The sequence below is a fragment of the Mesorhizobium sp. M1006 genome, assembly GCF_040318825.1.
In the GTDB taxonomy this organism is placed as follows: Bacteria; Pseudomonadota; Alphaproteobacteria; order Rhizobiales; family Rhizobiaceae; genus Mesorhizobium.
The window spans coordinates 119,536-141,557 of the sequence record NZ_JAMYMZ010000004.1 but is presented as its reverse complement, the minus strand read 5'-3'; the positions used below and the strand labels follow the sequence as shown (position 1 = coordinate 141,557).

Genomic DNA, 22,022 nt, shown 5'->3' with positions numbered 1-22,022 from the left:
CAGGACGGGAGCCGATAAGCCGCGCGTTTCAAAATTTCTGTTTCGATGCATGTCGTTATCCCCAAGCTGCGGAACACCCTCGGGTCAGGCCCGCGGGCAAGCTTTGGGCGACATGCATGAGTTTGGGAGACCGAGAGCCATGGCCGCCGACAAGAACGCATTCGTCTGGGATGATCCTTTCCTGATCGAGGACCAGCTTTCGGAGGACGAGCGCATGGTGCGCGATGGCGCCGCGGCGTTTGCCGCCGACAAGCTCGCTCCGAAGATCGAGGAAGCCTATCTCGAGGAGAAGACCGACGCCGGGATCTTTCGCGAGATGGGCGAGGCCGGACTGCTCGGCATCACCATCCCCGAGGAATATGGCGGGCTCGGCGCCAACTACGTCACCTACGGGCTGGTCGCGCGGGAAGTGGAACGGATCGACTCGGGCTATCGCTCGATGATGAGCGTGCAGTCGTCGCTGGTGATGTATCCGATCCATGCCTATGGCTCGGAAGAGCAGCGCAAAAAATACCTGCCGAAGCTGGCGTCGGGCGAATGGATCGGCTGCTTCGGCCTGACCGAGCCGGATGCCGGCTCCGATCCGGGCGGCATGAAGACGCGGGCCGAAAAGACCGCGAGCGGCTACAGGATCTCCGGCTCGAAGATGTGGATTTCCAACGCGCCGATCGCCGACGTGTTCGTCGTCTGGGCAAAGTTGTCCGACGAAAGTGGGGGCGCGCATGACAACCAGATTCGCGGCTTTGTCCTGGAAAAGGGCATGAACGGGCTATCGGCGCCGAAGATCGGCGGCAAGCTGTCGCTGCGAGCCTCGATTACCGGCGAAGTGGTGATGGAAGGCGTCGAGGTCGGCGAGGACGCGTTGCTGCCCAATGTCTCGGGTCTCAAGGGACCGTTCGGCTGCCTCAACCGGGCGCGCTACGGAATTTCCTGGGGCGCCATGGGCGCGGCCGAGGATTGCTGGCACCGCGCCCGCCAGTATGGCCTCGACCGCAAGCAGTTCGGCAAGCCGCTGGCCGGTACGCAGCTTTTCCAGAAGAAGCTCGCCGACATGCAGACCGAGATCGCGCTCGGCCTGCAGGGCAGCCTGCGCGTCGGGCGGCTGATGGATGAAGGCAAGATGGCGCCGGAGATGATCTCGCTCGTCAAGCGCAACAATTGCGGCAAGGCGCTCGACATCGCCCGCCAGGCCCGCGACATGCATGGCGGCAATGGCATCCAGATCGGTTATCACGTCATGCGCCACGCCCAGAACCTGGAAACCGTCAACACCTACGAGGGCACGCATGACGTGCATGCGCTGATCCTCGGACGGGCGCAGACCGGGTTGCAGGCATTCTTTTAGGGTTCAGGCTCCGCTTCCAGGATGCCCGTGCCTGGTATCTCCCCTCGCAAAGCGGGAGATCGGCAACTTTCGTCGACCATGCCACATTTTGTTCTTGCTTTGTGCCGGCAGCTATGCTACTAATCTGGGTATGGTGCTAATTGGCTCCAACGACCCGCCCGCCGAGGCGGGTTTTTTCTTTTCCGCTCTTTTCGACGAAGCATCGCGTGTGCTGCCGATCATCGATATCGGCGGGAAGCGCCCGGTGCTGACCCGCCGGACTTCGGCTCTGCAGCGTTGCAACGTCTTGCCGCCACACTGCGGAATCCCGGGGTCGGCGCTCCGTTTCGTGAAGCTGTGAAAGCTGCTTGATTTAGGTGCAGCGCAACATCTCTGCTTGGAGAATGGTCAGCATTCGTGTCAGGGTTCAGCGAACTCCTTTTGAAACGCCGACTTCAGGGGCACCATGGCAATTCTGGCAGCCGTCTATCACCTGACCCACTACAAATACGACCGGCCGGTCGTCTTGGGCCCGCAAGTCATAAGGTTGCAGCCTGCGCCGCATTCCCGCACCAAGGTGCTCAGCCATTCGCTGAAGGTCGGGCCGGCAAATCACTTCGTCAATCTGCAGCAGGACCCCTACGGCAATTTCCTGGCCCGCTTCGTCTTTCCCGAGCCGGTGACGGAGTTGAAGATCGAGGTCGATCTCGTTGCCGACATGACGGTCTACAATCCGTTCGATTTCTTCGTCGAACCGTCGGCCGAGACGTTTCCATTCGAATACCCCGAAGAGATCCGGGACGATCTGACCATCTACCGAACGCCGGAACCGGCGGGGCCGCTGTTGGAGGCATTCCTGAAAACCATCGCGCGCCACCCGACCAACACCGTCAATTTTGTCGTCGACCTCAATGCGCGGCTGCAGCGCGAGATCGCCTATATCGTGCGCATGGAAACCGGCGTCTTCTCGCCCGAGGAAACGCTGGCCGCCGGCAAGGGGTCGTGCCGCGATTCGAGCTGGCTCCTGGTGCAGATACTGAGGAACCTCGGCATCGCCGCGCGTTTCGTCTCCGGCTACCTGATCCAGCTCAAACCCGACCTCGTTGCGCTCGACGGGCCGCCCGGCACGGCGACCGATTTCACCGACCTCCATGCCTGGTGCGAGGTGTATCTGCCGGGCGCCGGCTGGATCGGCTTCGACCCGACCTCCGGCCTGCTCACCGGCGAAAGCCATGTGCCGCTCGCGGCAACGCCCCATTTCCGCAATGCCGCGCCGATCTCCGGCATGGCGAGCTTCGCCAATGTCGAATTCGGCTTCGACATGCGGGTAGACCGCATCGCCGAGCGTCCGCGCATTACCAAGCCGTTCTCCGACGAGAGCTGGCAGGCGCTGGACGCGCTGGGGGTCCAGGTCGATGCTGCGCTCCGGGCCGGCGATGTGCGGCTGACCATGGGCGGCGAGCCGACCTTCGTCTCGATCGACGATTTCGAGGCTGCAGAGTGGAACACCGCCGCCGTCGGGCCGACCAAGCGGGAAAAGGCCGATGCCCTGATCCGCCGGCTGCGCGAACGCTTCGCGCCGGGCGGCTTCCTGCATTACGGGCAAGGCAAGTGGTACCCCGGCGAAAGCCTGCCACGCTGGACCTTCTCGCTCTACTGGCGCACCGACGGCGAGCCGGTGTGGAGCGACCCGTCGCTGATCGCGCATGAAAAGAGCGAGGCGGATGTCGGACCGAAGCAGGCCGAAGGCCTGCTGACGGCGATCGCCGACGAACTCGGCATCGACAAGACGATGGTCAGCGAAGCCTATGAGGATCCCGCCGAATGGCTGCTCAAGGAAGGCAAGCTGCCGGACAACGTCGATCCTTCCAATTCGAAGCTGGAGGACCCCGAGGAGCGCAGCCGCATGGCGCGGGTGTTCGAACGCGGGCTGACCAAGCCGTCGGGCTATGTGCTGCCTGTCCAGCGCTGGAACAGCCAGGCGTCCGGACCGCGCTGGCGCTCGGAGAAGTGGAAGACGCGGCGCGGCAGGCTGTTCCTGGTGCCCGGCGATTCGCCGGTCGGCTACCGCCTGCCGCTCGGCACGCTGCCCTATGTGCCGCCGGCGCAGTTCCCCTACATAGTCCCGGTCGATCCATCGCTGCCGCGCGGACCATTGCCGGCGCGCGAGGCGATCTTGCCCGGTTCTGCTTCTCCGGCCGAACTGGAGGGCGCCGACGAGATGGCACGACGCCAGCAGGCGGTATCCTTTACGGCCGTTACCGGCCAGCAGGACCGCGTCGAACAGGAGATCACCGAGATCGGCGGCGCCGGGCGCACGGCGCTTTCGGTCGAGCCGCGCGACGGACGGCTTTGTGTGTTCATGCCGCCGGTCGAGGCGCTGGAGGATTATCTCGAACTGGTGGCGGCGGCTGAGAACGCGGCAAGGGCGATCGGCCTGCCGGTGCATATAGAAGGCTACGGCCCGCCGCACGATCCGCGCCTCAATGTCATCCGTGTCGCACCCGATCCCGGCGTCATCGAGGTCAATATCCACCCCGCTGCGAATTGGCAGGATTGCGTGGCGACGACCACGGCGATCTACGAAGAGGCGCGGCAGACGCGGCTTGGCGCCGACAAGTTCATGATCGACGGCCGCCACACCGGCACCGGCGGCGGCAACCACGTCGTCGTCGGCGGCGCAACGCCCAATGACAGTCCGTTCCTGCGCCGCCCCGACCTGTTGAAGAGCCTGGTGCTGCAATGGCAGCGGCATCCGTCGCTGTCCTATCTGTTCTCCGGCCTGTTCATCGGCCCGACCAGCCAGGCGCCGCGCTTCGACGAGGCGCGCCACGATTCGCTTTACGAACTCGAAATCGCGATGGCGCAGGTGCCGCATCCGGACAAGGGCGCGGCACCCCTGCCGTGGCTGGTCGACCGGCTGTTCCGCAATCTTCTGACAGACGTGACCGGCAATACCCATCGCTCGGAAATCTGCATCGACAAGCTGTTTTCGCCGGACGGGCCGACCGGCCGGCTCGGGCTGGTCGAATTCCGCGGCTTCGAGATGCCGCCCAACGCGCGCATGAGCCTGGCGCAGCAATTGCTGGTGCGCGCCATCATCGCCCGGGCCTGGAAGAACCCGCTCGACGGCCGCTTCGTGCGCTGGGGCACTTCGCTGCACGACCGTTTCATGCTGCCGCATTATGTATGGGCGGATTTTCTCGATGTGCTGGACGACCTCAAGCTGAACGGCTTTGCGTTCCGTCCGGAATGGTTCGATGCCCAGCTCGAATTCCGCTTCCCGTTCTGCGGCGACGTCCAGCATGCCGGCGTCAAGCTGGAGCTCAGGCAGGCGCTCGAGCCGTGGCACGTGATGGGCGAGCAAGGCGCGATCGGCGGCACCGTACGGTTTGTCGATTCCTCCGTCGAAAGGCTGCAGGTGAAGACCGAGGGGCTCAACCCGGAGCGTCACGCCGTCGTCTGCAACGGCCGCGTCGTGCCGATGAAGGTGACCGACAACCGCGAGATCGCGGTGGCCGGCGTGCGCTTCAAGGCCTGGCAGCCGGCGTCCGGCCTGCATCCGGCGCTGCCGGTCAACACCCCGCTGGTCTTCGACATCTATGACCGCTGGTCGGGCCGCGCAGTCGGCGGCTGCGTCTACCATGTCGCACATCCCGGCGGGCGCAGCTATGACACCTTCCCGGTCAATGGCAACGAAGCGGAGGCGCGGCGGCTCGCTCGCTTCGAGCCGCGTGGCCATACGCCGTCCAGCTATGTGCTGCGCAACGAAGAAGCCTCTGAAGATTTCCCGATGACCCTTGACCTTCGGCGGCCGCAAAGACTCTGATCAGCCATGGCGAAGGGGAATCACAAAAGGCTGCGCAGCAAGCCGCAGACCCACAGTCTGCTGGAGCACTACCAGCCGATCGACGGCGTCGTCGACGAGATGGTCGATGCGTCGGGCAATCCGCGGCCGGCCTGGCGGCACTTCATCGAGTCGCTGGAGGACCTGGGGCCGGAAAAGCTTGCCCAGCGCTTCGCCCGCGCCGACCAGTACCTGCGCGACGCCGGCGTCTACTACCGCGTCTATGACAAAGCCGGCGCCAACGAGCGGGAATGGCCGCTGGCGCATGTGCCGCTGCTGATCGAGGAGCAGGAATGGGCTGACATCAGCGCCGGCCTGGTCCAGCGCGCCGATCTGTTCGAGGAGACCATCGCCGACATTTACGGGCCGAACCGGCTGGTCGAGAAAGGCATTCTGCCGGCCGGATTGATCGCGGCCAGCCCGGAATATTTGCGGCCGGTCGTCGGCACCAGGCCGGCGAGCGGCCATTTCCTGCATTTCTGCGCCTTCGAGCTCGGTCGTGGCCCGGACGGCCGCTGGTGGGTGCTTGGCGACCGCACACAGGCGCCGTCGGGCGCCGGCTTTGCGCTGGAAAACCGCGTCGCCACCACAAGGGCGCTGTCCGACATCTACGGCGAAATGCATGTGCACCGCCTGGCCGGCTTCTTCCGTCGCTTCCGCGACGCGCTGATCGGCATGGCCAGGCAAGCCGGCGGCCGTGTCGCCATCCTGACGCCGGGACCGCTGAACGAAACCTATTACGAACATGCCTATATCGCCCGCTATCTCGGCATCATGCTGCTCGAGGGCGAGGACCTGACCGTCTCCGGCGGCAGGCTGATGGTGCGCACGGTTTCGGGGCTGATGCCGGTGAGCGTCTTGTGGCGGCGGCTCGACGCCGCCTTCGCCGATCCGCTTGAATTGCGGCCGGACTCGCAGATCGGCACGCCGGGGCTGGTCGAGGCGGTTCGGCAAGGGGCGGTTTCGGCCGTCAATGCACTGGGCTCCGGCCTGATGGAGACGCGCGCGTTGCTCGCCTTCCTGCCCAAGATTTCGCGCGCCCTGCGCAACGAGGAACTGCTGCTGCCGACGGTCGCGACATGGTGGTGCGGGCAGGAGACGGAGCGTGAACATGTGCTCGCCAACATCGATAGCATGGTGATCGGCCCGGCGCTGTCGACGCGGCTTGCCTTCGAGGACGACGGCTCGACCAAGCTCGGGTCGGCGCTGTCGGTCGAGGAACGGGCCGAACTGGTCGCCAGGATCGAACGGGACGGCGGCGACTTCGTCGGCCAGGAAGCGGTGACGCTGTCGACCACGCCTGTCTATGTCGGCGGTTGGCTGGAGCCGCGGCCGGCAAGCCTGCGCGTCTATCTGGCGCGGACGCCGGAAGGCTGGACCGTGATGCCGGGCGGGTTTGCCCGTGTCGGCTTTTCGCTCGACCCGACGGCCATCGCCATGCAGCGCGGCGGCCAGGCGGCGGATGTCTGGGTGGTCAGCGACAGGCCGGTCGAGCGCGAGACACTGCTGCCGCAGGAGCACGACAGCTTCACCCGAACCCTGCCGGGCAGCCTGCCCAGCCGCGCGGCTGAGAACCTGACATGGCTCGGCCGCTATATCGAGCGATCGGAAGACACGGTGCGCATCCTGCGCGCCTACCATGTGCGGCTGGCCGAGACATCCGATCCCGAGATGCCGCTGCTCGCCGATATCAGCGACTATCTCGCGCCGTTCGGCATCGACGTCGAGACGGCAATCCCATTGGGGCTCATCGGCACGCTGGACAGCGCCGTTTACAGCGCCGGGCAGATCCGCGACCGCTTCTCGCCCGATGGCTGGCTGGCATTGAAGGATCTGTCGAAGACCATCCATCAATTTGCCGCGACCGTGGCGCCGGGCGACGACGCGACAAGGGCAATGACGGTCATCCTGCGCAAGCTGGCCGGGTTTTCCGGCCTGCTGCACGAGAACATGTACCGCTTTGCCGGCTGGCGTTTCCTGGAAATCGGCCGCAGGCTCGAACGCGGCATCCAGATCGCCCGCACGCTCGCCCGGCTGACCGGAGCCCAGGCGCCGGAAGGTGCGCTCGACATGATGCTGGAGATCGGCGACAGCGTCATGACCCACCGTCGGCAGTATCCGGTGCAGGCGGGGCGGCGCACCGTGGTCGACCTTCTGGCGCTCGATCCGCTCAACCCGCGCTCAATCCTTTTCCAGCTCGAACGGCTGAAGGCCGAAATCGCGCTGCTGCCCGCTGTCGGCGCTGAAGGCCATATGTCGCCGGCGGCCAAGGAAATCCTGCAGCTCAACACGTCGATCGCCATCAAGGAGCCCTCGGACATGACGGCCAAGGCCCTCGGCGATCTCGCCAATGAAATCGGCGGGCTCTACAACAGCCTCGCCAAAGCCTATTTCGGGTAGAGACAGCATGCTCTACGACATCAGGCTTCACCTGCGTTACGACTATGATGCGGCGGCCGGCGGTGGCCGCCATCAGGTGCGCGTGCTGCCGCCGACCATCCCTGGCGTGCAGCGCGTCATCGCCGCTTCACTGTCTTTTGTGCCGGCGCCCAGCGAACGTTCCGACTTTTCCGACTTTTTCGGCAACAGTGTCACCTCGATCGCCTTTCGTGACGCGCATGATGCGCTCGACATCAGGATGAGCGCGCGTGTTTCAGTGTCGCGGCCCGAACCCGGGCTCGACGTATCGCCGGACATACGCCGGCTGAGGGAAGAACTCGGCGCAGTGCACTCGCTGGCGCCGGCTTCGCCGCATCACTTTCTGGCCGCCAGCGATCATGCCGGCATCGACGCGGCAATCACTGCCTATGCGAAAGGCAGTGCCGGCGGTTCGACAGTCGGCACGGCCATGGCTCTGTGCAACCGCATTCACCGCGATTTCACCTATGACGGCGAGGCGACCACCGTGCAGACGCGGGCCAGCGACGCCTTTGGCCTGAAGCGCGGCGTCTGCCAGGATTTCTCCCACATCATGATCGCCGGCCTGCGCGGCCTCGGTATTCCCGCGGGCTATGTCAGCGGGTTCCTGCGCACCATCCCGCCGCGCGGGAAGCCGCGGCTCGAAGGCGCCGACGCCATGCACGCCTGGGTCAAGGTGTGGTGCGGGCGCGATGCCGGCTGGCAGGAATTCGATCCGACCAATGGCATGCGGGCTAGCAACGACCATATCACGGTCGGCTACGGCCGCGATTACTCCGATGTGGCGCCGATCGTCGGCGTGCTGAAAACCACCGGTGGACAGGTCGGCGAGCAGGCGGTCGACGTCGTTCCGGTCGTGCTCGAAAAGGCGTGACGACGCACGTCTTCGACGCACGGCGACGTCGATAGGCTGTTCTGGGACCAAGAGATCAAGAGGCGTTGGAACCCGCAGCCGGCAAGCGGCTTATCTACGGAAATTCCGTGGAGAGGACATGCTGGACAAATCCGGGTCGTCGTCTGGCCAATCGGCTGTGAGGAAAGCTGCACCAAAAAACGCGGTGCCGCACAACGGAGCGCTGGAGAACGGCGCGCAAGCCTCGGCCGTTCGGGCCTCGCTCAACTATGTCACCGACACTGAACCCGGTATTCGCCGGCTGCGTTCGGGCAAGGGGTTCTCGTACAAAGGACCCGACGGGCGGATTGTCGACGGGGAGGCGCTGGCACGCATCAAGGCGCTCGCCATTCCACCGGCCTGGACGGATGTGTGGATCTCGCCGGATGCCGACGGTCACATCCAGGCGACCGGTCGGGACCAGCGCGGCCGCAAACAATACCGCTATCACCCGCACTGGGCGGAGGAGCGTGACGGCGTCAAATATTCGAGCCTGATTGCCTTCGCCGAAAGCCTGCCCGAACTGCGGCGGCAGATCGACGTCGATTTGCGCCGTCACGGCCTGCCGCTGGAACGCGTCGTTGCGGCTATCGTCTGGCTGCTCGACAACACGATGATCCGTGTCGGCAATGCCGCCTATGCCCGCGACAACAAGAGTTTTGGGCTGACCACGCTGCGTGACCGCCATGTCTACATCAAGGGCTCGAGCCTGCGCTTTGCCTTCATCGGTAAATCCGGCAAGGAATGGAGATTGAAACTTGTCGATCGCCGGATTGCCAAGGTCGTGCGTGGAGCGCAGGACCTGCCGGGCCAAAAACTGTTCCAGTATCTCGACGAGGACGGAAACAGGCATCCGGTGCGCTCAGACGACGTCAACCGCTATATCAGGGAAAATGCCGGAGCGGAGTTCAGCTCCAAGCACTTCAGAACCTGGGGTGGCACCATCCATGCGGCGTCGCTGTTTGCGCAAACCGAACGTCCGGAAAGCCAGGCGCAGCAAAAGCGGGTGATGAACAATGTCATCGACAAGGTTGCCGAGCGGCTCGGCAATACGCGCGCGGTTTGTCGCCAATGCTACATCCATCCGGAAGTGTTCCGCGCCTGGCCCGAAGGACGGCTGCTGGACGAAATGGCGGATGCCAACCAAGGCAAGCGCTCGATCGCCGGGCTCGACGACGAGGAGGCCTTGGTCTTGAGATGGCTGAAGGCGAGGGAATGACGCCGGACGGAGCGTATTTTTTTGTCGACGCCATGTCGGCATCGGTCCTAGTGTTTCGTCCTTTGACAGAGAAAAGGACGACCCATGCTCTACGCGATCCTCTGCTATGCTTCCGAAGACGTCGTCTGCTCCTGGAGCAAGGAGCAGGACGACGCCGTCATGGAAAAGCTTATCGGTGTGCAGGAAAAATATGCCCAGGCGGGCCGGCTTGGCCCGGTGGCGCGGCTCTTGCCGACGACCGCGGCGACGACGCTGAGGAAGGTCAAGGGCGAATCGATCGTCATCGACGGCCCGTTTGCCGAAACCAAGGAACAGTTCCTCGGCTTTTACACGCTCGAATGCGCCGACCTCGATGAGGCCGTCGACTTCGCGCGCGAGCTTTCCGAGGTCAACCCGAGCGGCGGCTCCTACGAAATCCGGCCGGTCTCGCTGTTCAATCCCGCCAAGGTTTCCGCATGACCGAACTCGCCTGGATCAGCACGGCAATCAGCACCGCTCGCCCGCAGGCGATGGGGGCATTGCTGCGCTACTTCCGCGACCTCGACGCGGCGGAGGAAGCATTCCAGGACGCCTGCCTGAGGGCACTGAACAACTGGCCGAAAAACGGTCCGCCGCGCGATCCGGCAGCCTGGCTGATCTTCGTCGGCCGCAACAGCGGCATCGATGCGGTGCGCAAGCGCGCCAAGCAGGCGCCGCTGCCGGAGGAGGACCAGATCTCCGATCTGGAGGATGCCGAGAGCGACGTCGCCGAGCGGCTGGACGGGGCGCATTACCGCGACGATATTTTGCGGCTGCTGTTTATCTGCTGCCATCCCGACCTGCCGGCCACACAGCAGATCGCGGTGGCGTTGCGCATCGTCTCCGGCCTGACGGTCAAGCAGATCGCCCGCGCCTTCCTCGTCGGTGAAAGCGCCATGGAGCAGCGTATCACGCGCGCCAAGGCGCGTATCGCCGACGCCGGGGTGCCGTTCGAGACGCCGGGAGCGGTCGAGCGCTCCGAACGGCTCGCCGCCGTCGCCGCCATGGTCTACTTGATCTTCAACGAAGGCTATTCCAGCAACAGCGGCGAGGCTTCGGCGCGTGCGCCGCTTTGCGAAGAGGCGATCCGGCTGGCCCGGCTGCTGCTCAGGCTGTTCCAGACCGAGCCGGAGATCATGGGGCTGACGGCGCTGTTGCTGCTGCAGCATGCACGCTCGCCGGCTCGCTTCGACGAGAACGGCGAGATCGTGCTGCTCGAAGACCAGGACCGCAGCCTGTGGAGCCGCAAGATGATCGATGAAGGCCTGGCGCTGGTTGACAAGGCGTTGCGCCATCGCAAGCCCGGTCCCTACCAGGTGCAAGCGGCGATCGCCGCACTGCATGCGCGGGCGGAAAAGCCCGAGGACACGGACTGGAACGAGATCGACCTGCTCTACGGACTGCTCGAGCAGATGCAGCCGTCGCCGGTGGTGACGCTCAACCGCGCCGTCGCGGTCTCCAAGGTGCGTGGACCGGAAGCCGCACTCGCCATGATCGAGCCGCTGGAGGGAAGGCTTTCCGGCTATTTCCATTTCTTCGGCCTCAAGGGCGGACTGCTGATGCAGCTTGGCCGCGGCGAGGAGGCGCGTGTCGCTTTCGACCGCGCTATCGCGCTCGCCAACACGGCCGCCGAGGCAGCGCATATCCGCATGCATATCGACCGGCTGATGAAAGAAAGCGCCGTGCGGGAAACCGCCAAGACGGCACACTGATTCGCTCTATCTGGCTGGTTCAACAGTCGGACGCCGGCTTGGACCATGCCGGGGTGGCGATTTCTCCCTGAAACGCGTAATGCCACGCCATGACAGCGCCTGGTGTGCCGACCGGCAGGGAGTGGGTATGGCGCAAGGCTTGGACCGACGCCATATGAGCGACGGGATCTGAAAGGGATGAAAATGACGATTGCGAAGGAAACGGCCGGGCTTCTGGCGAAACTGGGCGTTGCCGAGCGCGCGCTTACGGGCGGCGATCTTATCGTGCGCAGCCCGGTGACCGGCGAGCAGATCGCCGCGCTGAAGACCATCTCGCCGGCCGATGCGGCAACGACCATCGACAATGCCCACAAAGCTTTCCTGGCGTGGCGGCAGGTGCCAGCTCCCAAGCGTGGCGAACTGGTGCGGCTGCTCGGCGAGGAATTGCGCACACACAAGGCCGAGCTTGGCCGGTTGGTATCGATCGAAGTCGGCAAGATCCCATCCGAAGGTCTTGGCGAAGTGCAGGAGATGATCGACATCTGCGATTTCGCCGTCGGTCTTTCCCGGCAATTGTACGGCCTGACCATCGCCACCGAGCGTCCCGGCCATCGCATGATGGAGACCTGGCATCCGCTCGGTGTCGTAGGCGTCATCTCGGCCTTCAACTTTCCGGTCGCGGTGTGGTCGTGGAACGCAGCACTTGCGCTGGTCTGCGGCGACGCGGTGGTGTGGAAGCCGTCGGAGAAGACACCGCTGACGGCGCTCGCCTGTGAGGCGATTTTTGCACGCGCGGTAAAGCGTTTCGGTGCTGACGCGCCGCAGGGACTGGCGCCCGTGCTGATCGGCGATCGCGCCGTCGGCGAGATCCTGGTCGATCATCCCAGGGTGCCGCTGGTCTCGGCCACCGGCTCGACGCGCATGGGCAGGGATGTCGGCCCACGGCTGGCGAAGCGCTTTGCCCGTGCCGTGCTGGAGCTCGGCGGCAACAATGCCGGCATCGTCTGCCCGACGGCCGATCTGGACATGGCGCTCCGCGCTATCGCCTTCGGCGCCATGGGCACGGCCGGCCAGCGCTGCACGACGCTCAGGCGCCTGTTCGTGCATGAGAGCGTCTATGACCAGCTCGTTCCGCGCCTGAAGAAGGCTTATGAGAGCGTCTCGGTCGGCAATCCGCTGGAGACAAGCGCTCTGGTTGGCCCGCTGATCGACAAGGCTGCCTACGAGAATATGCAGAAGGCGCTGGAGGAGGCGGCTTCGCATGGCGGTAAGATAACCGGCGGAATGCGGGTCGAGAACGGTCACCCCGACGCCTACTATGTGCGTCCGGCGCTGGTCGAAATGCCGCGGCAGGTTTCGCCCGTGACAGAGGAAACCTTCGCGCCCATCCTCTATGTGATGAAATATTCGGAATTCGACACCGCGCTAGAAGAACACAATGCGGTGGGAGCGGGGCTGTCATCCTCGATCTTTACCCGCGACCTGCAGGAATCCGAGCGCTTTCTTAGCGTCGACGGATCGGACTGCGGTATCGCCAACGTCAATATAGGCACGTCAGGGGCCGAGATCGGCGGTGCCTTCGGTGGCGAGAAGGAAACCGGCGGCGGCCGCGAGAGCGGCTCCGATGCCTGGAAGGCCTATATGCGGCGCGCCACCAATACGGTGAATTATTCCAAGGCGCTGCCGCTTGCGCAGGGCGTGTCGTTCGACATCGATTGAAAAGCCAGACCTCCGTCGCGGCGGCGCGAAAGCCGCCACGACGGCGTTCGGCTCGCGGTTCAGCTGGCTTGCGAAGTTACAACACAGTTGTCGAAGGCTGCATCGATGATGGCGAGCTTGACCGCCTGGGCGGTCATGTATTCCTGATAGAACTCGCTCGACACCCACATGACCGAGTGACCGCGCTGGCCCAACCAGCCGACGCTGCCGAGTTCTTCGGCATCGCCCAATTTGCGTGACAGGTGGGTCCGGGAAAGCTTGAGCCAGTTCGCGAAATCTCCGATTGAGACGACACCGGTCGGGATTCGGCCCAGGTCGGCATGATCGGGGTCGACGCCGGACATCAGCCAATCCATGACGATGCCGCCATTGTCGAGCCAGGTGAATAAGGAAAAGGTCTGTCTCGGCTCCCGCACGGCATGCGACGAAAGCAGGCCGTCGGCCACCAGCGGCTGCAGTTTGGCGAGCATGTCCGGTTGTGCGACGAATGCAGCCAGTCGAAATCCGCTGTCCAGGCTGTCCAGCGTTCTGAGATGAGCCATGACCCAGCCGGCAACCGTCTCCAGAGTGCCCGCGGTCGGCTCAAAGGGGCGGATGCGCCCATATTTGATCGGCAGATGCCGGATGAAGCCGTAATGCAGCATCTCCTTCAGAAAGGCGTCGGCGGTGTTGCGGCTGGCCACCGAATGCCGGCAGATGTCGTCCATGAACCGTGCGGACGTAAGTCCCTTGCGATGATCGTCCGGCTCTCGATTGAAATACAAGGCAAGGCCGATATGGGCCATCAGCCAACGTTGTTGGGTGGCGAATACGGAGGCCAGCCGCGGGTTCGCTTCATAGGTCTGGAGAAGCGTCCGCGACTGAGCCTGGACATGGCGACGCAGCGCCGGATGGCGGGCAATGTCTTCAGAAACCAGCGCCATCCCCGCCGAGCCCAACCAAATTTGCAACTGGAAATACGATCACAATTTCAGCCTTCGCGGGTCGTGTCCAGAGCCGGCGCATCAGGATACGAGCCGAATCCCGCCGGCTGGTAGCTGAATTCCGCCACTTGATCGCCGAGGCTGATCTCGCGAGGCGCTGATCTCCCTGCAGAAGGCTAGCCCGCTCGAACCCGCCAATGATGGCCTCGCCCCGTCCAGCCCGTGCTCCCGCCGATGGCGACGCGGAACCAACACAAGCTTTGCTCGTTGAAGAACGCTGATTTGGACTGAGACTGTGAGGAACTACAAAATGGAGAATGGCCTTTTCGCCACGCCGCCTGCACCGTTACGGAAAACAGAGTCGGTTTGGCTACGGGCGCTCAAATGGCTGTTGCGCCGGGTGCGCAGCGCCTCCGACAGCTCCGGAACCATGTTGAAGCCAATCCTTTCCGGACCTGAGGATGATAGCGGGCCTACTCCGCCTCGACGCGCTTGAGGCTGATTGCACTGCGATCCTGACGCCAAAATAACCGGTCGCATGTCTTTTCATCACTGCCGCGACGGCGACAGCCATGACCGCTTCGAAGGCCTGCGACGGCGATGTGTTCGCCTGATGCAGCGGCGGGAGCGGCAGTGCCGCGTAACGGCGGGAACCATCGGGCGTGCTTGGCTATTAGATACAGGCGGCTGCTGGTCTGCCGGGCCAGGAGCCATAGCTATGATCATTAATCCCCCACCGGAAAGCGCCATCCCGGCATCCGTTCCGTCGGTCGATCCAAAAGCCGCCCCGACGCCTCGCAATGCCGAAGCGGAGGTCTTTTATATCGAGGCGATCCGCGAGCTTGTCACGACCGGCATCCCCTTTCTCGTCGCCGGCACCTATGCCGTAAGCGCCTATACCGGGATCACCCGCCTGACCAAGGATCTCGATATTTTCTGCAAGGCCGGCGACTGCCCGCGCATCCTCGCCCATTTCAAGCGGATCGGTTACGCCGTCGTGGTCGAGGACGACCGGTGGCTCGGCAAAGTGTTCAAGGGCACGCATTTTTTCGACGTCATTTTCGCCTCGATGAACGGCACAATGCCCGTCGACGACCTGTGGCTGGAGCACGCCCGTCAGGGCGAATTGCTGGGCAGCCAGGTGCGGATCATCGGCCCAACCGAGCTTATCTGGTCCAAAAGCTTCATCCAGGACCGCCGCCGCCACGATGGCGCCGACGTCGCGCACACCATCCTCAAGGCGCACGACCAGATCGATTGGCAAAGGCTGCTTTCCTACATGGAAGTCCATTGGGAAGTCTTGCTGATGCATCTCTTGAACTTCCGATGGATCTATCCGACGGAGCGAGACCGTGTGCCGGCGTGGCTGCTCGACGAATTGCTCGACCGGCTGGCCAAACAGCGCGAACTGCCGCCTTCCCGGATGCGGATCTGCCGCGGGCGCATGCTTTCACGAACCGACTATGAGATCGACGTCAAGGAATGGGGCTTTGCCGACGTCGGCGGTGAAGGAGAACATAGCAATGGCTGACGAGCTCGAAACTGCTTCGCCGAAGGCGGAAAACGGCAGCGCACTCAAAGTCGCCGCCATTGGCGATCTGCATGTCGGCAAGGAGGACCAGGCCTCGTACCGCGATCTTTTCGGCGAGATGTCGCGTGCAGCCCAGGTTCTCGTGCTGACGGGCGACCTTACCAATCTCGGCAAGCCTCGGGAGGCCGAAATCCTTGCCGAGGAACTGCGTGCCTGCACGATCCCGGTCGTCGCCGTACTTGGCAACCACGACTATGAGTCAGGCGCCGTCGAGCAGGTCACCGACATTCTGCGCCAGGCGGGCGTTCACCTGCTCGACGGCGAGGCGATAGAGATTCACGAGGTCGGGTTCGTTGGGGTCAAGGGTTTCGTTGGCGGTTTTGGGTCGCGCATGCTCGGCTCCTTCGGCGAACCGGCGATCAAGTCAATGGTGGCGGAAAGCGTGAACGAAGCGATGCGGCTTGAAAACGCAATGCGGCAGGTCCGCGCCAAACGCACGCTTGTCGTTCTGCACTACGCGCCTGTCGTCGAGACGGTCGAAGGCGAGCCGCTGGAGATCTTCCCGTTTCTCGGTTCGTCACGCCTGGCCGAGACAATAGACCGGTTCCAGGTCAGCGCGGTGGTGCATGGCCATGCGCATCGCGGCGCCTACGAGGGCCGCACACCGGGCGGGGCGTCGGTCTATAACGTTGCCATGCATGTGGCCAAGCCGACCGGCCGCCCCTACGCTGTGCTCGAAATCTAATAGGCTAGATGTTGAACGCCCGCTTCGGCGGAATATCGTTTTCATCCGGATTGGGAATGGGGTCCTCGTCGGGGAGCCTGTCGGGGTCCGGCTCACGCACGGGCTTGGGATCGGGGATGGGAGGCGGCGGCACCGGGGTCGGCATTGGCTCGGGTGTAGGAATAGTGGCCATCGTGATCATCTCCTCTTGGCGCAGAACAACGCAATGGGTCAGCTGGTTCCCGCCTTCTGGTCAGCCCATCTCCGGATTCGCCTGTCTGCTGCCCGACTTGCTTGATCGCAGCAGCAGAGCAAGCGGAACGAGCAGGGCGGTTGCCACCGCGCAGTAGCGGAAGACATCGACATAGGCGAGCAGCGTGGCCTGGCGGGCGATCAACTGGCCAAGCCAGCCGATCGCCTGCTGCTTCGCCTCGACCATCGGCGAACCCTGGGCGACGAAATGCTCGGTCGCCTGCCGAAGCGCCTGCTGATAGGCGGGCGACGACTGCACGGTGTTGCCGACCAGATTCGATTGATGGATCTGGGAGCTTTGCGCAATGACGGTGTTGGACAGCGAGACGCCGATGCTGCCGCCGATATTGCGTGCAACGTTGATCAGCGCCGATGCCTGGTTGGTCTTCTGCGGGGGCAGGCCGACATAGGCCGCGGTCGAGATGGGAATGAACAGGAACGGCAGCCCGACCATCAGGAAAACACGGGCAAAGGCAAAGAAGCGGAAGCTGGCGTCCGGGGTGAGCGAGGTCATATGCCAGAGGGCCACTGCGACCACCGACATGCCCATCATGATCAGGTATTTGGGCTGCACGATGCTGCCTACAAATCCGGACACCGGCATCAAGATCAGCATGGCGATGCCGCCCGGCATCATCGAAAGGCCCGAGAGCGTCGCGGTGTAGGCAAATGTCGTCTGCTGCAGCTGCGGCACGATCTGGGTGGTGCTGAACAGGATAGCACCGACCGCCATCATGACCAGGAAGGCCGTGCCGAACTGGCGCGTGAACAATAGACGCATGTCGACGACCGGATCGCTGCGACTGAGCTCCCATGGGATAAGCAGCAGGAACGCGATCGCGGAAATCACTGCGAAAGTGGTGATGAAATCCGAGGCGAACCAATCGTAGCGCTGGCCCCGGTCGAGGAAAATCTCCAGGCACCCCAAGGCCGTCGCCACCAGGACGAACCCGATCCCGTCGATCTTCAGGCCGCCCTTCAGCCGTTCCTTGCGTTCGCGTTCGAGTACGTCCGGTTCGACCAACAGCCATTGCACCAGGGCCAGCGACAGGATGCCGAACGGCACGTTGATGAAGAAGATCCAGTGCCAGGAGAAATGGTCGGTCAGCCAGCCGCCGATCGTCGGCCCGACCGTCGGTGCGACGATGACGGCAATGCCGTAAAGCGCGAAGGCCTGCGAGCGCTTTTCAGGCGGAAAAGTGTCGGCAAGGATCGATTGCTCGCTTGGCGCCATGCCGCCGCCGCCGAGGCCCTGAAGGACCCTGAACAGGATGAGCAGTTCCAGGTTGGGCGCCAGTCCGCACAGCAGCGACGCGACGGTGAAGGTCGCAACGCAGAGCATGTAGTAGCGCTTTCGGCCGATGACGCTTGCCAGCCAGCCGCTGACCGGAATGATCACCGAGTTGGCAACGAGATAGGTGGTAATCACCCAGGTGCTTTCATCCATTCCGGCCGCCAGGCTGCCGGCGATGTTGCGCAGGGCGACATTGGCGATCGAGGTGTCCAGCACCAGCATGAAAGTGGCGATGGAGACGACGACGGCGATGAGCCACGGATTGTGTGTCCCGGCGGCGGATCGGCTTTCGCCCTGATTTCTGGCGGTTTCGCCGTTCATCGCACCTTGACCGTCGGCACCACCGACAGGCCTGGCCCGAGAAGCACATCCGGCGGCTTGTCGAAGACGATCTTGACCGGCACGCGCTGCACCACCTTGACGTAATTGCCGGTGGCATTTTCGGCCGGCAGGAGGCTGAAGGCGGTGCCGCTGCCGGCCTGGATGCTGTCGACGCGGCCATGAAAGGACTTGCCCGGGTAGGCGTCGATGTCGATATCGACCGGCTGTCCCTGCCGCATCAGATCGAGCTGCGTCTCCTTGAAATTGGCCTTCACCCAGACCTCGTCGGGAACGAACATCATCAATACCTGGCCGGGTTGGGCGTAGGTGCCCTTAGCGGCGGAAATGCTCGTTGCGCGCCCGGCTGCGGGTGCTGTGATAGTCGTGCGCGACAGCGTCGTGCGGGCTTGCTCCTGGCTGGCCTTTGCCTGCTCGAGCTGCGCCTCGGCGCTCCTGGCCTGTGCCTGCAAGACCGAAACCTGGCTTTTTGCGGAGGCGACATTGGCCTCGGCGCTGTCCAGCGCGGCCTGGTCCTGACGCAGCGTCGATGCCGCCTGCTGCGCCTGCTGCTGCGTTGCTGTGCCCCTGGCCAGGAGTTCGCGATTGCGTTGATCCTCGGCCTTGGCGAAATCCAGCGCTGCCTTGGCCTGTGCAACCTGCCTCTGGGCAGCGTTTACCTTTGCGTTTTGAGCCTCGATCTGGGCGGCGACATTGACGATTTCGGCCTCGGCCGCGGTGACGCCGGCGTCGGCCTGCTTCAGGTTTGCCTGATAGTCGCTGTCGTCGATACGCAGGAGGACATCGCCCGCCTGTACATCCTGATTGTCGGTAACCGCCAGCTCGGTAAGGCGGCCGGCTATTTGCGCACCGATCGTCACTGTGCGCGCATCTATGAAGGCGTCGTCGGTCGATTCGTACTGGCGAGCGTTCAGCCACCAGATCGCGATGCCTGCCGCGACGAGCAACAGCGCAAGCGCGATGGCTGCGGCCGCATAGGGATGGCGCCTGGGAAAGCCGAGCAGACCGGCCTTTCGTTGCGAGGCATTCCCGTCGGGTTTTTCCTGCCGGGGCTCTGCCGATCGCTCACGAGATTCTCGAACCGGGGCCGGTTGCTCCCGGGTTTCATTTACAGGCTCGACGTCTTGCTCGACGCGTTGAGGCTTCGTGTCCAACGGAATTGCTTTCAAGACTGATATTGCAGCCGCCGAAGCGGACGCAAAGCCAAACGGCAAGCTTCCGCAAAAGTTCCTGTCCGGAAACGGGTTCGGTTAACGGGTCGACATCGAACACAGGCGGGGGCGCGTCGGAATTCGAGCGCCGCTTCACCGGGCAGGTGATCTGTACGCCTCATGTTGCGGCGGTCCGGCCTTGTCAGCGCTCCGTGGCGCGATAATTGCTCATGTAGGCGTGGGCGAATTCACCTGTCGACAGGAGCCGACCATGAAACATCAAACACTCGACCAACTGCAGGCCGTCGCGGAAGTTGAGTCCTTCGCGGCGTATCCGGCGATGACTCGAACCCAGCGGATTGAACGTTGGGCGGAACTTCTCGAACAAAATCCGACGCGATGCCTTGGGGCGCTTCCAGGCACCGAATATATGAACAGGGAAGCGCGTGACAGATCGCGTGGCGCTGGGACGCCGCTCACTGTCGCCTTCGAGGATCCGGTTCTGCGTGCCATGGGCCTCAGCGATGATACCTATGGTGAGGCAAAGCGCTTCTTCGAACTGAGCGACCGGCAGTTGCACCAAATCGTCTGCCATTGCCATGTCGGCGCTACGATGCAAGCGAGATGGGCCGCTGCCAGGGTGCGCGGGATAGTTCGCGGCAACAGATTTGTTGCCTGGATGAAGGGCTTGATCGTGCATTGAGGCGGTACGGGGAACGGCGGAACACGCGTTCTTTCCGCGTCGTGGAGAGCGCTTCCGAACTTGGAAGGGCTCGTGCGCCGTCGGGCCGCGCAGATTGTGAAACTCCTCGACGCTTGGCTGCGCCTTGTCGCGGCCATGCGTCCGTCTTTGATGTGAGAATTTGAGCTGGCCCGCCGCAGGTGAGGGCCTTCGTCTGGCCGGCGGCCGAGCGCCGTCCAGGCCTGCCTGCGCGGCTACTAACGACACAAATGATTCTGCGATCGGGGAAGATCCTGCGACCTGGCTAACTAGCGATCGATTTCTCCGAACACGATGTCGAGCGAGCCGATGATCGCGGCAACATCGGCGATCATATGGCCTCGGGACAGGAAATCCATCGCCTGCAGGTGGGCGAAGGAAGGTGCGCGGATCTTGCATCGGTAGGGAACGTTGCCCCCGTCCGACACGAGGTAGACGCCGAATTCACCCTTCGGCGCCTCGACGGCGGCATAGACTTCACCGCTCGGCACGCGAATGCCTTCGGTATAAAGTTTGAAGTGGTGGATCGTCGCTTCCATCGAGCGCTTCATCGTGGCACGCGGCGGCGGCGTGATCTTGTGGTTCGGAATCGCGACCGGTCCCTGGCCTTCGGGTGAGCGCAACTTTTCCAGGCATTGCCGCATGATCCGGACCGACTGGCGCATTTCCTCCATGCGTACGAGATAGCGGTCGTAGCAGTCGCCATGCTTGCCGACCGGAATATCGAAATCCATCTCCGAATAGCATTCGTATGGCTGCGCCTTGCGCAGGTCCCAGGACGCGCCCGATCCGCGTACCATCACCCCGGAAAAGCCCCAGGCCCAGGCATCATCGAGGCCGATCACCCCGACATCGACATTGCGCTGCTTGAAGATGCGGTTCTCGGTCAACAGCTCTTCGAGATTGTGGCAGACCTTGAGGAACGGATCGCAGAACTTCCAGATGTCGTCGAGGAGTTCCGGCGGCAGATCCTGATGCACGCCGCCGACCCTGAAATAATTCGCGTGCATGCGGGCGCCGGACGCGCGCTCATAAAAGACCATCAGCTTCTCGCGCTCGGCGAAACCCCAGAGCGGCGGCGTCAACGCGCCGATGTCCATGGCTTGCGTGGTGACGTTGAGGAGGTGCGATAACAGCCGGCCTATTTCGCAGAAAAGCACGCGGATGAGCTGTCCGCGTTTCGGCACCGATATTTCGAGGAGCTTCTCGGCGGCGAGACAGAATGCATGCTCCTGGTTCATCGGCGCGACGTAGTCGAGCCGGTCGAAATAGGGCAAGGCCTGCAGGTAGTTCTTGTACTCGATGAGCTTTTCGGTGCCGCGATGCAGCAGGCCGATGTGGGGATCGGCGCGTTCCACGATCTCGCCGTCGAGTTCGAGCACCAGCCGCAGGACGCCGTGAGCGGAGGGATGTTGTGGCCCGAAATTGATGGTGAAGTTGCGAACTGCAGCCTCGGCCATGACAGTCCTCCGCGATCGGGCGGCCTTCGTTTCCGTGCCGGAGCCGGCTTGTCCGCTTTCAGCCGCTCACGTCGTCGTCTGGATGATCAGCGTCAGCGTGCCGTCGCCGTCGATATTGGCCGCCACGACCTGCGTGGAATTAAGCCCGTTCGCCGCCAGCGCCGATGCCGCCTGCGGCGATGCGTCGATCGAACTTTGCAGGATGCGCAAATCCTCGGCGCTGGTCTGGGTGACGACGGCCTCCGCCTGTGCCTTGATGTCAGGAGGCAGATCCTCCATCGCCACGATTGTCACTGCGGTGAAATTCTGGGCGGAGAAGGCTTGGTCAGGTGTAGTCTGGTCGGGAGTGGTCCCTTCGGGCGTGGCTTGCTCTGGCAGGGTTTGCGGGGCCGTCGGCGGGACAGGGGCAAGCTCTGGTCCCACGGATTGCGCATAGACCGGCGAGGCAAGGGCCAGTGCCGAAAGTGTGGCAATTGTCGTCGATAGGCGCATAGCCGTT

17 protein-coding genes are annotated in these 22,022 nt (G+C 63.6%); 11 read left to right on the top strand and 6 right to left on the bottom strand.

Translation table 11 applies throughout. From position 1 onward, the window contains the following. The first annotated feature begins 139 nt into the window (after positions 1-139). The 8 genes from NKH60_RS05340 to amaB all read left to right on the top strand — a co-directional run bounded on the left by NKH60_RS05340 (position 140) and on the right by amaB (position 13,128). On the top strand, positions 140-1,345 hold the full coding sequence (locus NKH60_RS05340) for an acyl-CoA dehydrogenase (RefSeq protein ID WP_352577767.1): 1,206 nt from the start codon (positions 140-142) through the stop codon (positions 1,343-1,345). A 445-nt stretch (positions 1,346-1,790) separates the two neighbouring features. After that, the gene (locus tag NKH60_RS05335) at positions 1,791-5,153 is read left to right on the top strand and encodes a transglutaminase family protein (RefSeq protein ID WP_352871398.1); all 3,363 of its coding nucleotides are present in this window, start codon (positions 1,791-1,793) and stop codon (positions 5,151-5,153) included. 6 nt (positions 5,154-5,159) lie between these two features. Then, complete coding sequence (locus tag NKH60_RS05330) at positions 5,160-7,571, top strand: circularly permuted type 2 ATP-grasp protein (RefSeq protein WP_352833795.1); 2,412 nt, start codon at positions 5,160-5,162, stop codon at positions 7,569-7,571. 7 nt (positions 7,572-7,578) lie between these two features. Next, positions 7,579-8,463: a transglutaminase family protein gene (locus NKH60_RS05325; protein WP_352833798.1), complete on the top strand. Its 885-nt coding sequence runs from the start codon at positions 7,579-7,581 to the stop codon at positions 8,461-8,463. Between the two features lie 118 nt (positions 8,464-8,581). Next, on the top strand, positions 8,582-9,700 hold the full coding sequence (locus NKH60_RS05320; protein ID WP_352833800.1) for a DNA topoisomerase IB: 1,119 nt from the start codon (positions 8,582-8,584) through the stop codon (positions 9,698-9,700). Positions 9,701-9,784: 84 nt separating this feature from the next. Then, complete coding sequence (locus tag NKH60_RS05315) at positions 9,785-10,159, top strand: YciI family protein (RefSeq protein ID WP_292663532.1); 375 nt, start codon at positions 9,785-9,787, stop codon at positions 10,157-10,159. Further along, positions 10,156-11,430, top strand: coding sequence for an RNA polymerase sigma factor (locus NKH60_RS05310; RefSeq protein WP_352448164.1), 1,275 nt, complete (start codon positions 10,156-10,158; stop codon positions 11,428-11,430). Before NKH60_RS05315 ends, NKH60_RS05310 begins: the two co-directional genes overlap by 4 nt. 183 nt (positions 11,431-11,613) lie before the next feature. Continuing rightward, complete coding sequence (gene amaB, locus NKH60_RS05305) at positions 11,614-13,128, top strand: L-piperidine-6-carboxylate dehydrogenase (RefSeq protein ID WP_352833888.1); 1,515 nt, start codon at positions 11,614-11,616, stop codon at positions 13,126-13,128. Positions 13,129-13,187: 59 nt separating this feature from the next. Here amaB and NKH60_RS05300 read toward each other — a convergent pair whose 3' ends face one another. After that, positions 13,188-14,051, bottom strand: a complete 864-nt coding sequence (locus NKH60_RS05300; RefSeq protein ID WP_352833803.1) for a hypothetical protein — start codon at positions 14,049-14,051, stop codon at positions 13,188-13,190. A gap of 718 nt (positions 14,052-14,769) precedes the next feature. Here NKH60_RS05300 and NKH60_RS05295 point away from each other — a divergent pair. Together NKH60_RS05295 and NKH60_RS05290 are read left to right on the top strand one after the other, a co-directional pair. Further along, on the top strand, positions 14,770-15,582 hold the full coding sequence (locus NKH60_RS05295; RefSeq protein WP_352849953.1) for a nucleotidyltransferase family protein: 813 nt from the start codon (positions 14,770-14,772) through the stop codon (positions 15,580-15,582). Continuing rightward, complete coding sequence (locus tag NKH60_RS05290) at positions 15,575-16,327, top strand: metallophosphoesterase family protein (RefSeq protein ID WP_352833808.1); 753 nt, start codon at positions 15,575-15,577, stop codon at positions 16,325-16,327. Before NKH60_RS05295 ends, NKH60_RS05290 begins: the two co-directional genes overlap by 8 nt. Before the next feature lie 4 nt (positions 16,328-16,331). Here NKH60_RS05290 and NKH60_RS05285 read toward each other — a convergent pair whose 3' ends face one another. The 3 genes from NKH60_RS05285 to NKH60_RS05275 are packed head-to-tail and all read right to left on the bottom strand — an operon-like array spanning position 16,332 to position 19,345. After that, complete coding sequence (locus NKH60_RS05285; protein ID WP_352448160.1) at positions 16,332-16,499, bottom strand: hypothetical protein; 168 nt, start codon at positions 16,497-16,499, stop codon at positions 16,332-16,334. A gap of 60 nt (positions 16,500-16,559) precedes the next feature. Then, positions 16,560-18,173 carry a DHA2 family efflux MFS transporter permease subunit gene (locus tag NKH60_RS05280; protein ID WP_352833811.1) on the bottom strand — a complete coding sequence of 538 codons (1,614 nt, stop codon included), beginning with the start codon at positions 18,171-18,173 and terminating at the stop codon, positions 16,560-16,562. After that, the gene (locus NKH60_RS05275; RefSeq protein ID WP_352833814.1) at positions 18,170-19,345 is read right to left on the bottom strand and encodes an HlyD family secretion protein; all 1,176 of its coding nucleotides are present in this window, start codon (positions 19,343-19,345) and stop codon (positions 18,170-18,172) included. The genes NKH60_RS05280 and NKH60_RS05275 overlap by 4 nt, the downstream gene beginning before the upstream one ends. A 268-nt stretch (positions 19,346-19,613) precedes the next feature. Here NKH60_RS05275 and NKH60_RS05270 point away from each other — a divergent pair, with 268 nt between their 5' ends. Next, entirely contained in the window at positions 19,614-20,045 is a 432-nt protein-coding gene (locus tag NKH60_RS05270) for a hypothetical protein (RefSeq protein ID WP_023675469.1), read from the top strand. Between the two features lie 287 nt (positions 20,046-20,332). Here the strand turns inward: NKH60_RS05270 and NKH60_RS05265 are convergent, their stop codons facing one another. Then, the gene (locus NKH60_RS05265; protein WP_352833816.1) at positions 20,333-21,523 is read right to left on the bottom strand and encodes an NADH-quinone oxidoreductase subunit D; all 1,191 of its coding nucleotides are present in this window, start codon (positions 21,521-21,523) and stop codon (positions 20,333-20,335) included. Positions 21,524-21,589: 66 nt separating this feature from the next. Beyond that, positions 21,590-22,015, bottom strand: coding sequence for a hypothetical protein (locus NKH60_RS05260; protein ID WP_023675471.1), 426 nt, complete (start codon positions 22,013-22,015; stop codon positions 21,590-21,592). Positions 22,016-22,022 lie beyond the last annotated feature (7 nt).